Source organism: Micropruina sp., from assembly GCF_047602385.1.
Lineage (GTDB): Bacteria > Actinomycetota > Actinomycetes > Propionibacteriales > Propionibacteriaceae > Micropruina.
This window is the reverse complement of record NZ_JASGHL010000003.1, coordinates 106,761-118,793: the sequence shown is the minus strand read 5'-3', so window position 1 is coordinate 118,793 and position 12,033 is coordinate 106,761. Positions and strand designations below refer to the sequence as shown.

The following is a 12,033-nucleotide window of genomic DNA, read 5'->3' as shown; positions in this document are numbered from 1 at the left end:
GACCGAAAGAACCGTCCTTCGGCGTACCGGTACGCCGGGGACGGTTCTTTTGGTCACTCGACCTCGGTTTGGATGCCGTGATCGATCTGCCGTACCGGTACGCGGGGACGGTTCTCTCGGTCACTCGACCTCGGTTTGGATGCCATGATCGATCTGCTTTGCACACGCAGGCCGAGCCGCCCGTGCTCGACCTCGCCGCTGTGGCGATCTCGACATCGCCGTCCGATGGTGGGAAATCTCGCCGATTTCGTGTCGTGACCCGAAAGCGGGCGGGTTTCCCTGGATCGGGAAGCGATCTCGACATCCCGACCGGTCTGGAGCGCAGGGCGATTCGCGGTAGCCACGGCCGGCGTTCCGACGGACGAGCATCCTCGCGCTCTCGATCGACGTCCGTGGCCCCAATCACCAAACAGCGACCGGCGTCACGGCCGGAGTGACAGGATCGAACCATGACCCAAAGCCGTGACGAACGGGCTGCCGCCCTGATCAGCCACCAGGGACCCACGGACGCCCCAGGCCCGGTCCACCTGCGCGGCGTGGTGCTGCCTGACGGAGTCGAGCGCGATCTTTGGTTGCACGATGGCGTGATCGGCGACGAACCGGTGCCCGATGCGGTCACCGTCGCAACCGAGGGCTGGATCATGCCCGGCTTTGTGGACGCCCACTGCCACGTCGGGCTCGAGGCCCACGGTGCGGTGTCCCCGCAGCGTGCCCTGGAGCACGCCCTCACCGACCGGGCCGCCGGCACGTTGCTGATCCGCGATGCCGGCTCGCCGCTGGACACCCGGTTCCTGCAGAGCCGCCACGATCTGCCGACGATCATCCGGGCCGGACGGCACATCGCGCGGCCCAAGCGATACCTGCGCAACTTCGCCGAGGAGATCGAACCCGACCGCCTGGTCGGCGAAGTGATCACCCAGGCCGAGCGCGGGGACGGCTGGGTCAAGCTGGTGGGGGACTGGATCGACCGTGCCGCCGGCGACCTGAAACCGTTGTGGCCGGCGAGCGCCGCCCGCGAGGCGATTGCGGCCGCGCATGAGCACGGCGCCCAGGTAACGGCACACTGCTTCGAGGAGCAGTCCGTGCGGGAACTCGTCGAGGCGGGCATCGACTGCATCGAGCACGGCACCGGGATGGAGCCCGAAACGATCGCCGCGATGGCCGAGCTGGGCGTCTCGCTGGTTCCCACCATGATCAACCTGGAGAACTTCCCCACCTTCGCCGCCGCCGGCGAGGCCAAATTCCCGCGCTACTCGGCTCACATGCGCGACCTGCACGCCCGCCGCTTCGACACCATCGGCGCGGCCGTCGACGCGGGGATCGGGGTCTACGCCGGCACCGACGCGGGCGGCGTCCACGGCCACGGCCTGATCGCCTCGGAGATCGAATTGCTGGCGCGGGTCGGCGGCAACGAGTTCGCACTCGGTGCCTCGTCATGGAACTCCCGCGTCTGGCTGGGTCATCCCGGCATCGAGTCGGGCGCGCCGGCCGACCTGCTGGTGTTCGCCGAAGACCCGCGCCAACGCATCTCGGTGGTGCGCGAACCGGTGCTGATCATCCTCAACGGACGAGTCGTGGGCGGCTCGGCCGCGCGACAATCGATTCCTCACCCGTAGAGGTACCGATTTCCGCGCTCGATGCGAACTCAAGCGTTTGAGTCGGGCCACGATCGAGATCGAGCGCGGAAATCGGTATTTCATCCGATGGTGGGTTCTCCGCTGCGACCGTTAGGGTCCGGGGATGGAACCGCACCGGTTGAGCCGGCGGGACGCCCGCCGGATCGCGATCCGCGCGCAACTGCTGGACGCCGAGCGGCCGGCGCTGGTCGCCGAGGTGGTCGATGAGCTCACCGTGGTCAACATCGACCCGACGAATGCCATCGCCCCTAGCGAGGACCATATTCTTTGGGCCAGGCTGGGTGGTGGCTACGAGCACTCGCAGTTGCAGGTGGCAGTCGAGACCGACAGATCGGTGTTCGAGTACGACGGCATGTACCGGGCGATCGCCGACCTGCCGCTGTACTGGGCGATCATGCGGCGCCCGCTGAAATATCAGCAGACGAGGGACTGGATGGTCGCCAACGACGGCTTCCGCCGCGACGTCCTCGTCCGGCTGCGCGAGGCAGGTCCACTGCGCACCAGTGAGATCCCCGACACCGCCCAACGGCCCTGGGGTTCCACCGGCTGGACCAACAACCGCAACGTGACCCAGATGCTCGAACTGCTGGTCCGCCTGGGCGAGGTCGCCATCGCCGGACGCGCCGGCCGCGAGCGCTGGTGGGATCTCGCCGAGCGCTGGTACCCGCACGTCGCTGAGGTGGCGGACGCCGAGGTCGATGACCTGCGCGACCAACGCCGGCTGCAGTCCCTCGGTATCGCCCGGGCGAAGCAGACCGAGGTGCCGCTCGAGCGGATGGACGTCGGCGCGGCGGGTGAGCCGGCGGTGGTCGACGGAGTCCCCGGCAGTTGGCGGGTCGATCCGGTCGGTCTGGACGACCTGACGCGTCCGTTCGTCGGCCGCACCGCCCTGCTGTCGCCGTTCGACCGGCTGGTCTTCGACCGGGCCCGGGCGGAGGCCCTGTTCGGGTTCGAGCACGTGCTGGAGATGTACAAGCCGGCCGCCAACCGCCGCTGGGGCTACTTCGCGTTGCCGATCCTGCACGGCGACGCCCTGATCGGAAAGCTGGACGCCAAGGCCGACCGAAAGGCCGGCGTGCTCCGGGTGTTTCGCGTCCATGCCGACGGCGACTGGACGGCGGACACAGCTGCCGCTGTTCGCGCCGAGATCGTCGCGCTGGCCGACTGGCTCGGCTTGGAGGTCGTCGAGGCCGAGGGGTAAGCAGGGCCGCGGCCCGGCCTGCTGACATCGACGACCGTCGCCGTGAGCGATCTCCTACCGGCAGGTCAGGTCTGCCGGGGGATCGCCGCCGACCAGCAGCCGCCAGTCTTCGAGGCCCAGGTTGCCGCCCGAGGTCCGGCAGGCCGTCGCCACCAGGTTCTCGGGGTCGAGCACCGTGCCGACCACAAGCCCGTGGTCGTCGTCTCCGGATCCCTCGAAGACGGTGACCAGCCGGGAGCCGTCGGCGCTCAAGCCGATTCCTCGCTTGCTGGCCCGCCGGTCTGCCGGGAAGTCGACGGTGCCCAGCGGAGCGCCGTCCGCGATGTCGTAGAGGCTGACGCCGACGTCGGTCGGGATCGCCAGCAAGGTGTCGGAGGCCACCGGGGCGCCGTAGCCGAAGAAGCGTCCCGGCAGCCGCCGCTGCAGGGTGCCCGTGCGCGGGTCCACACTCTCGACCTCGCCGCCGGCGTACCGGACCCAGAGTGAGCCGGCGCCGAACACTGCATCTTCTGCGGCCCGCGTGGCGGACCCCACCCGGAACCGCTCCGCGACCGTCGCGGCGTCGATGACGACGATGGCGGAGTCGTCCCGACGCCGAACCGCGAGCGTTGCCAGATCAGGGCTGATGCCGACGTCGTCGACCAGGTCGGCGCCGGGCATCCGGGCCTCTGCCAGCAACTGCCCGGTGCGGGCCTGGTACCGCCCGATCCAGCCGTCGCCGGCGACCACCAGCACGGTTGCCCCGTCCGGCGACGCCCGCAGGGCCGCGATCGGGGCGTCCGGACGTCCGATCGCCCAGCCGGTGAAACCCTCCGGTAACCCGGGCAGCGGTCCGTCCAGCGCCCCGCTGCGGCTGCCGGAGGCCAGCTGAAGCACCGTGTCATCGGCCAGCCAGAGCGGTGGCGCCAGACTTCCGACCGGCGTGCCGGGGGCGTAGCGGCCGATCAGGGCACCGGACTGGCCAGGCACGTTCCGGACCGCGGTGGTGCCGGTGAGCCCGTCCAGCACGGCGATGCCGCCGCCGTCGGGAGAGAGCTGGACGATCGGCGGCTGGCAGGCGACGCACGAGAAGGGCAGCTCGATCGCGTCCGAGGTGGCGCTTCGGCCTACTGAATCCGGATCCCACAGGCTGAGGTCCGAGCCGGACGCCGCGAGCAGCCGCCGGGTGCCGCCGAGGAAGATCAGCCCTCGCCAGTTCGCCTCGGACAGCCCGACGAGGGTGATCGGCGGGGCGACGGGATGCCCGAAGCCCGCCGGGGCGCGGGTTTCCCGCACCGTGGCGATCCGGATGCCGTCGGCGTCCGCCACCGCCAGCAGGCCCGCGTCGTGATCCAGCGCGGAGGCCGCGGTGTTGGTCATCGGAAGGTAGGCGTAGCGGGTCGGACGGTTCGGATCGCCGGTCACCGACCAGACCGGCACCTCGGCCTCTCCGTTGGTCGCGGTGGCGAAGCGGCCGTCACCGGAGAGGCGTCCACGCAGCTGATGGTTGCCGTAGCTGAACTCGCCACGGACCTGCCGGGCGAAGCCCGGAAAGCTCCGTACCTCGACGCCACTGCCGCCTTCGGCGAGCAGCCGGTCATCGGCCAGGAACCGAAGCTCATCGGTGCCGGCACCGAGCCGTGCGAGCGGGTCGGGGACGGTGCTCTGCCGCCCGGCGGGCAGGTCAACCAGAGTGATCTCCCGCTGCTGGTCGGCCATGGTGGACACCGCAACACCCGTGCCGGACGGGCTGACGGCGATCGCCTGCGGACGTCGTCCGGGCGGCAAGGCGACGCTGGCCAGCCCCGAGGCCGCGGTCGCGTAGGCCGAGCTTCCGTCGGTCGCGGCCAGGACGGTGCCGTCGTTGCTGACGCCCACGGCCAGGATCCGGTTCGGCATCCGGAACCGTGCGACCGGGGCGGCGGCCGCGAGATTCCAGCCGAACACCTCGCCGGAGATCAATCCCACTGCCACGAAGCTGCCGTCGGCGGACGCCTCGACGGTGCTGATCTGTGCGTCGAAGGGCACCACCCGGCGCAGGGCAGGACTGGCCAGACCGGCCCGCAGCAGTGCCGAGCGGGTAGTGGTGGTCGGGTCGGTCCGGTAGGCCCGGACGGCCAGCAGCTGGGCGCGACGCAGATCCCGGGTGAGCAGGGTGTCCGCGGTCGCGGCGAGCTGCCGGGCGAGCAGGCTGTTCGCCTGCCGGGCCACTTCGTTGCGCTGGGCGATGGCGATGATGCTCGCGACCACCGACGCAATCAGCAGCAGGCTCAGGCCGCCGATCGCGAGTTTCGCCAGCCGCCAGCTGCGCCGGTGCTGGGTGACATCGTCGCCCAGCAGTTCGTCGCGCGGAACACCGCGGATCGCCGACGCCAGATCCGCCACCCGCTCGCGGTACCGGGGATCGGCGGGACCGGAGGACCCGGGCTCGTCGAACCAGCTCAGGTCGCTCCACCGCGGCTCCTCTCGGAAGGCTCCCCGCAGTGGCGCCGGCACGCAATCGGTCGCGTCCGAGAAGTCGTTGTGGACCCGGTCCCAGGCCAGGGTGCCTTCGTCGTGGACCAGCAGGATCGCGGCGGCGTCCTTGTGCTCGAGCCACCACCGGATCTCGTTCGCCACGTACTCCGAACGCGCGGCGGCGGGGCTGAGCAGCACGACCAGCCAGCGGGCCTCCCGCAGCCCCTGCTCAATGGTCGACCACAGCGCCGGGTTCGCCGACATGGACGAGTCGTCGCGGAAGATCCGGACGGCCCGCAGCCGGTGCCACGGCTTGGCGAAGGTCTGGATCGCGGTCTGCAGCTTCTGGGCTTCCAGCGTGGACGCCGAGCGTGCGTAGGAGATGAACGCGTCCCACTGCGCCATGGCATCACCCTTCACCGGATCGGCCACAAGATATCCGAGTGGACGCCGGGCCCGGGACCCCACCCCGGCAACTCGCATGCCGGGGGACGGTTCTTCCGGTGCGCTTTTCGCACCTCGGGGGACGGTTCTTCCGGTGCGGTTCTCGCACCTCGGGGGACGGTTCTGCGCGTGCGGTTCTCGCACCTCGGGGGACGGTTCTGCGCGTGCGAGGTTCGAACGGAAAGAACCGTCCCCGGGTGTGCGAGGTTCGAACGGAAAGAACCGTCCCCGGGCATGCGAACCTCGGACGCCGGAGAACCGTCCCCGGGCGTCGAGGAACCGGTTCGCGGTTTCCGGGAGCGATCTGGCACAATGTTGGGCGCGTCGTCCGCGTCGGTGCCCTCTCATCGCCGGTTCGGACGGTCCACCCGAGACTCGCAGCCATTCCCCACGATGGACGCCGGCCTCACCCGCCCAGCCTGGCAGACGTTGCCCAGGCTTTCCCACAGGAGAAACCACACACGTGGCTGTCAAGATTCGTTTGAAGCGGCTCGGCAAGATCCGCTCGCCGCACTACCGCATCGTCGTCATGGACTCGCGCACCAAGCGCGACGGCCGGGCGATCGAGGAGATCGGCCTCTACCAGCCGAAGAACGACCCGTCGGTGATCCGGGTCGACTCCGAGCGGGCGCAGTACTGGCTCGGCGTGGGCGCCCAGCCGACCGAAGCCGTCGTCACCATCTTCAAGCGCAGCGGTGACTGGCAGAAGTTCACCGGCGACGCCTCGGAGTCCGGCATCGCGCCGCAGGCCGAGAAGGCCGACAAGGTCGCCCGGTTCAACGCCGCGCTGGCCGAGGCCGACGACGCCCCGGCGTCCGGCGCGATCAGCAAGGGCAAGAAGAAGGCCGATTCGGACGCGGCCGACGCCGCCGACGAGGCCTGATCGTGCTCGCCGACGCACTGGAGCACCTGGTGCGCGGCCTGGTCGCCAATCCGGATGACGTTCGCGTCTCCGATTCCGACCGGCGCCGTCCGCGCACCCTGGAGGTGCGGGTCAACCCCGAGGACATCGGCAAGGTGATCGGACGCCAGGGCCGGACGGCCGGGGCGCTGCGCACCGTGGTCGGTGCCCTGGCCGGACGCGAGACGGTGCGGGTCGACTTCGTCGACGTCGACCGCCGCCAGCGTCAGCGCCGCCGCTGATCCATAACCATCCGGACGCCCCCGAGCCTGCTCGGGGGCGTTCCCGGTTCTCCGCAGGAGGAGTGATGGCCGCAACCGTCGATGTGGTGGTCGGCACGATCGGACGCCCGCACGGGTTGCGTGGCGAACTGACGATCCGGCTGCACACCGACTTCCCGGACGAGCGGTTCGCGCCCGGTGCCCGGCTGAGCACGGGCACGGAGGGCGGCCACCTGGACGTCGTCACCAGTCGCTGGCAGGGCGGCGTGCTGCTGGTGGCCTTCCGCGGCTACGCCGACCGGTCTCGGGCCGAGACGCTGCGCGGCACCGAGCTGTGGGCACGGGTGGAGCCCGGCGAGGACGGCTCCGGGGACTTCCACGATGCGGCGCTGACCGGTCTGGAGGTGCGGGTCGGCGGAGCCACTTTCGGTCGGATAGCCTCGGTGGTCCACAACCCGGCGCAGGATCTGCTGGTCGTCCGCTCGGCCACCGGTGAGCATCTGGTGCCGTTCGTGACCGAGTTGGTGCCGGTGGTCGACCTGACCGGCGGCTTCGTCGAAGTGGTCGATCTGCCCGGACTGTTCGATTCCGGGGCGACCGAAGACGGATAGCGGCAACGGACAAGAGGAGGGCTGATGAGGCTCGACATCGTCACGATTTTCCCCGAGTACTTCGCACCGCTGCAGCTGTCGCTGGTGGGCAAGGCGATCCGTGCCGGCACGGTGGACGCCGCCGTGCACGACCTGCGCCGATGGACCCACGACCGGCACCGCACCGTCGACGACACCCCCTACGGCGGCGGCGCCGGCATGGTGATGAAGCCCGAACCGTGGGGCGAGGCGCTGGACGAGCTGCTGGCCCTGCCCGGGCACGAGGCGGACGAGCCGGTGCTGATCGTGCCGACGCCGTCCGGGACGCCGTTCAGCCAGTCGATCGCCCACGAGTGGGCGGCGGAGCGCCGGCTGATCTTCGCCTGCGGGCGCTACGAGGGCATCGACGCCCGGGTCGTCGAGCACGCTGCCACCCGGATGCGGACCGCCGAGGTGAGCCTCGGCGACTACGTGCTGAACGGGGGAGAGGTGGCCGCGCTGGCGATCGTCGAAGCTGTGGTTCGGCTGCTCCCAGGGGTGCTGGGCAACCCGGCGTCACTGATCGAGGAGTCGCACGCCCCCGGACACGACAACCTGCTCGAGTACCCGACCTACACCAAGCCGGAGACCTGGCGTGGGCTGGGCGTGCCCGAGGTGCTGCTGTCGGGTCACCACGGCGAGGTCGCCAAATGGCGGCGGGCCCGGGCCGAGGAGCTCACCCGCGACCGGCGTCCCGACCTGCTCTGAGCCGCGCCGCTCCGCCGGCGCCACGCGTCGATACGCGGTAAGGCCGGGCATGGGCCCGCTCCCGCACCGGGACACGAACTGTCCGGACGCCACGGCCTGCTGCCCGCTGAGAGGCTCCCGGTCGCCGCGACTGGTCGAGTCACGAGACCGTGCGTCTCAGTCCCGACGACATTGACGTACCGGCCAACGCGGCCGTCGCAAGGGGAATAGGGTGGCTTCCGTGGCGACGACGACTCTTTCCCCACGTGCTCGGGCGGTTCGCTCGTCAGTGGCGATGAAACTCCTGATGGCGGTGACCGGCCTGATCATGATCGGGTTCCTGCTGATGCATATGTACGGCAACCTGAAGGTCTTCTTCGGTGCCGAATCCTTCGATCACTACGCCCATTGGCTCAAGGGAGACATCCTCTATCCGATCGTTCCCTCGGGCTGGTTCATCTGGATCTTCCGGGCGTTCATGCTGGCGGCGATCGTGCTGCACATCTGGTCGGCGGCGACCCTGACGGTGCGGGCGCGGCGGGCGCGGGGTTCGAAGTACGTCACCTCGAAGCCGATCCAGCAGACCTACTCGGCGCGGACGATGCGCTGGGGCGGGGTGATCCTGGCCGGGTTCCTGGTCTTCCATCTGCTCCAGTTCACCTCCCAGACCATCAAGACCGGATTCACCAGCGAGTCCGGCCCGTATGAGATGTTCGTCCTGTCGTTCCAGCTGTGGTGGCTGGTGCTGGCCTACGCGCTGTGGATGGTGACCGTCTGCATGCACATCCGGCACGGGTTCTGGAGCGCGTTCGCGACGCTGGGCGCCAACACCTCGGCGACCAGCCGCACGTGGTGGAACATCCTCGCCTACGCGGTGGCGATCCTGTTGTACGTCGGATTCATGATCGCACCCGTCGCGGTGCTGTTCGGAGCAGTGAAGTGATGGCGACCCAGACCATTGAGCGTGACCTGGCACCCGCCGGTGTCGACTACTGGCACGAGGGCGCCGAGGTGCGTGACGCCAAGGCGCCGGCCGGCCCGATCGAGGGCAAGTGGGCCAAGCGGCAGTTCGAGGCAAAGCTGGTCAACCCGGCCAACCGGCGCAAGCTGACGGTGATCATCGTCGGCACCGGCCTGGCCGGCGGTGCGGCGGCGGCGTCCCTGGGCGAGGCCGGCTACAACGTGCTGAACTTCTGTTACCAGGACAGCCCCCGCCGCGCCCACTCGATCGCTGCGCAGGGCGGCATCAACGCGGCGAAGAACTATCGCAACGACAACGATTCGGTCTACCGGCTGTTCTACGACACGGTGAAGGGCGGCGACTACCGGGCCCGGGAGACCAACGTCTACCGGCTGGCCGAGGTGAGCGCCCGGATCATCGACCAGTGCGTCGCCCAGGGCGTCCCGTTCGCCCGCGAGTACGGCGGACTGCTCGACAACCGGTCGTTCGGCGGCGTCCAGGTGCAGCGCACCTTCTACGCCCGCGGCCAGACCGGCCAGCAGCTGCTGATCGGCGCCTACCAGGCGCTGGAACGGCAGGTCGCGGCCGGGACGGTGACGATGTACGTCCGGCACGAGATGCTCGAGTTGATCGTCGCCGAGGGCCGGGCCCGGGGGATCGTCGCCCGCGACATGGTCACCGGTGAGATCGAGACCCACCTGGCGGACGCGGTGGTGCTGGCCACCGGCGGCTACGGCAACGTCTTCTTCCTCTCCACCAACGCGATGGGCTGCAACGTCACCGCCGGCTGGCGGGCGCACCGCAAGGGCGCCTACTTCGGCAACCCGTGCTACACCCAGATCCACCCGACCTGTATCCCGGTGCACGGCGAAACCCAGTCCAAGCTGACCCTGATGAGCGAGTCGCTGCGCAACGACGGGCGGATCTGGGTGCCGAAGCGTGCCGAGGACTGCGATAAGGATCCGCGGCAGATCCCCGAAGAGGACCGCGACTACTACCTGGAGCGGATCTACCCCGCGTTCGGCAACCTGGTGCCCCGTGACATCGCGTCCCGGCAGGCCAAGAACATGTGCGACGAGGGACGCGGCGTCGGCCCGGCGGTCGCCGAGAAGCAGCCGGACGGCTCGGTGAACATGGTCCGCCGCGGCGTCTACCTCGACTTCGCCGAGGTGATCAAGCGGATCGGCAAGGACGCGGTGGCGGCCAAGTACGGCAACCTCTTCGACATGTACGCCCAGATCACCGCCGAGGACCCCTACGAGGTGCCGATGCGGATCTACCCGGCGGTGCATTACACGATGGGCGGCGTCTGGGTCGACTACGACCTGATGACCTCGATCACCGGGCTGTACGCGACCGGGGAGTGCAACTTCTCCGACCACGGCGCGAACCGGCTCGGGGCGTCCGCGCTGATGCAGGGCCTGGCCGACGGCTACTTCGTGCTGCCGAACACCATCAACGACTACCTGGCCGCCGCGCCGTTCCCGAAGCTGAGCCCCGATCACCCCGACGTGGTGGCTGCGGTGCGCAGCGTCGAGGAGCGGATCGACACGCTGCTGTCGATCCAGGGCAGCCGCACCGTGGATTCCTTCCACAAAGAGCTCGGCCACATCATGTGGGAGTACTGCGGCATGGAGCGCACCGAGGAGGGCCTGAAGAAGGCGATCGGGCTGATCCGTGAGCTGCGCGAGGAGTTCTGGCGCGATGTGAAGGTGACCGGCCAGAACGAGGAGTTCAACCAGACCCTCGAGCGCGCCGGACGGGTCGCCGACTTCATCGAACTGGGCGAGCTGATGTGCATCGACGCGCTGCACCGGCGGGAGTCCTGCGGCGGCCACTTCCGGGCCGAATCGCAGACCCCGGACGGGGAGGCGCTGCGGCACGACGACCAGTTCCTCTACGTCGCGGCCTGGGAGTACACCGGAGACGTCCCGGTGCTGCACAAGGAACCGCTGGATTACGAGTTCATCGAGCTGAAGCAACGGAGTTACAAGTGAACATCACTCTGCGGGTGTGGCGGCAGGCGAACGCCGGCGCCAAGGGCGCGATGCAGACCTACCAGCTGGCCGACGTCAGCCCGGACATGTCCTTCCTGGAGATGCTCGACCTGCTCAACGAGCAGTTGACCATCGAGGGTGACGAGCCGGTGGCCTTCGACCACGACTGCCGCGAGGGCATCTGCGGCATGTGTGGTGTGGTGATCAACGGTTCGGCGCACGGACGCGGGTCGTCGCCGGTGCCGACCACCACCTGCCAGTTGCACATGCGCTCGTTCGCCGACGGCGCGACCATCGACGTCGAGCCGTGGCGGGCCGGCGGCTTCCCGGTGATCAAGGACCTGGTGGTCGACCGGACGGCCTTCGACCGGATCATCCAGGCCGGCGGGTACATCTCGGTGAACACCGGCGCCGCCCAGGACGCCAACGCCACCCCGGTGCCCAAGGTGGACGCCGACCGCGCCTTCGACGCCGCCACCTGCATCGGCTGCGGCGCCTGCGTGGCGGCCTGCCCGAACGGCTCGGCGATGCTGTTCACCTCGGCCAAGATCACCCACCTGGCGATGCTGCCCCAAGGCCAGCCGGAGCGCTGGTCGCGGGTCAAGGGCATGGTGGCCCAGCACGACATCGAGGGCTTCGGCAACTGCACCAACATCGGCGAATGTGCGGCGGTCTGCCCCAAGGGCATCCCGCTGGACACCATCAGCCAGCTGAACCGCGACCTGATGACCTCGCTGTTCAAGCGCGACAAGTAGCCCGCTTCGCACCCCCATCCGCTCGGCCCGCTCCATCCCCACCGCTCGCCTAACTATTTGGGGCTCGCCGAACTCAGCGAGCCCAAATGGTTCGGCGAGCGGTGAGTGGGCGGGGCGGGGATCCCCGAGGCCGATTTCGGACCGGGGGAGCGGCTGTGGCAGAC

At 69.5% G+C, this 12,033-nt stretch carries 10 protein-coding genes; 9 read left to right on the top strand and 1 reads right to left on the bottom strand.

Annotated features, from left to right (window positions below):
• The first annotated feature begins 449 nt into the window (after positions 1–449).
• Both QM711_RS09985 and QM711_RS09980 read left to right on the top strand, forming a co-directional pair.
• On the top strand, positions 450–1,616 hold the full coding sequence (locus QM711_RS09985) for an amidohydrolase family protein (protein ID WP_415098849.1): 1,167 nt from the start codon (positions 450–452) through the stop codon (positions 1,614–1,616).
• Between the two features lie 124 nt (positions 1,617–1,740).
• Positions 1,741–2,838 carry a DNA glycosylase AlkZ-like family protein gene (locus QM711_RS09980; protein WP_415098847.1) on the top strand — a complete coding sequence of 366 codons (1,098 nt, stop codon included), beginning with the start codon at positions 1,741–1,743 and terminating at the stop codon, positions 2,836–2,838.
• Between the two features lie 54 nt (positions 2,839–2,892).
• Here QM711_RS09980 and QM711_RS09975 read toward each other — a convergent pair whose 3' ends face one another.
• On the bottom strand, positions 2,893–5,679 hold the full coding sequence (locus QM711_RS09975; protein WP_415098845.1) for a TIR domain-containing protein: 2,787 nt from the start codon (positions 5,677–5,679) through the stop codon (positions 2,893–2,895).
• A gap of 502 nt (positions 5,680–6,181) precedes the next feature.
• On the opposite strand from QM711_RS09975, the gene rpsP reads away from it, so the two are divergent.
• The 7 genes from rpsP to QM711_RS09940 all read left to right on the top strand — a co-directional run bounded on the left by rpsP (position 6,182) and on the right by QM711_RS09940 (position 11,869).
• Positions 6,182–6,601 carry a 30S ribosomal protein S16 gene (rpsP, locus tag QM711_RS09970; protein WP_415098843.1) on the top strand — a complete coding sequence of 140 codons (420 nt, stop codon included), beginning with the start codon at positions 6,182–6,184 and terminating at the stop codon, positions 6,599–6,601.
• Between the two features lie 2 nt (positions 6,602–6,603).
• Positions 6,604–6,861 carry an RNA-binding protein gene (locus QM711_RS09965; RefSeq protein WP_415098841.1) on the top strand — a complete coding sequence of 86 codons (258 nt, stop codon included), beginning with the start codon at positions 6,604–6,606 and terminating at the stop codon, positions 6,859–6,861.
• 65 nt (positions 6,862–6,926) lie between these two features.
• Positions 6,927–7,451 (top strand): ribosome maturation factor RimM, encoded by a 525-nt coding sequence (gene rimM, locus QM711_RS09960; protein WP_415098839.1) that lies wholly within the window; start codon positions 6,927–6,929, stop codon positions 7,449–7,451.
• Between the two features lie 24 nt (positions 7,452–7,475).
• Positions 7,476–8,177 (top strand): tRNA (guanosine(37)-N1)-methyltransferase TrmD, encoded by a 702-nt coding sequence (trmD, locus tag QM711_RS09955; RefSeq protein WP_415098837.1) that lies wholly within the window; start codon positions 7,476–7,478, stop codon positions 8,175–8,177.
• A 286-nt stretch (positions 8,178–8,463) separates the two neighbouring features.
• Positions 8,464–9,099 (top strand): succinate dehydrogenase cytochrome b subunit, encoded by a 636-nt coding sequence (locus tag QM711_RS09950; protein WP_415099960.1) that lies wholly within the window; start codon positions 8,464–8,466, stop codon positions 9,097–9,099.
• Positions 9,096–11,114 (top strand): fumarate reductase/succinate dehydrogenase flavoprotein subunit, encoded by a 2,019-nt coding sequence (locus tag QM711_RS09945; RefSeq protein WP_415098835.1) that lies wholly within the window; start codon positions 9,096–9,098, stop codon positions 11,112–11,114. Before QM711_RS09950 ends, QM711_RS09945 begins: the two co-directional genes overlap by 4 nt.
• Positions 11,111–11,869 (top strand): succinate dehydrogenase/fumarate reductase iron-sulfur subunit, encoded by a 759-nt coding sequence (locus QM711_RS09940; protein WP_415098833.1) that lies wholly within the window; start codon positions 11,111–11,113, stop codon positions 11,867–11,869. Before QM711_RS09945 ends, QM711_RS09940 begins: the two co-directional genes overlap by 4 nt.
• The last annotated feature ends 164 nt before the right edge of the window (positions 11,870–12,033 follow it).

What these genes read in the sequence shown, in the direction of transcription:
- QM711_RS09985 (WP_415098849.1), top strand. Translation starts at nt 450, where the DNA reads ATGACCCAAAGCCGTGACGAACGGGCTGCCGCCCTGATCAGCCACCAG.
- QM711_RS09980 (WP_415098847.1), top strand. Translation starts at nt 1,741, where the DNA reads ATGGAACCGCACCGGTTGAGCCGGCGGGACGCCCGCCGGATCGCGATC.
- QM711_RS09975 (WP_415098845.1), bottom strand. Translation starts at nt 5,679, where the DNA reads ATGGCGCAGTGGGACGCGTTCATCTCCTACGCACGCTCGGCGTCCACG.
- rimM (WP_415098839.1), top strand. Translation starts at nt 6,927, where the DNA reads ATGGCCGCAACCGTCGATGTGGTGGTCGGCACGATCGGACGCCCGCAC.
- trmD (WP_415098837.1), top strand. Translation starts at nt 7,476, where the DNA reads ATGAGGCTCGACATCGTCACGATTTTCCCCGAGTACTTCGCACCGCTG.
- QM711_RS09950 (WP_415099960.1), top strand. Translation starts at nt 8,464, where the DNA reads ATGGCGGTGACCGGCCTGATCATGATCGGGTTCCTGCTGATGCATATG.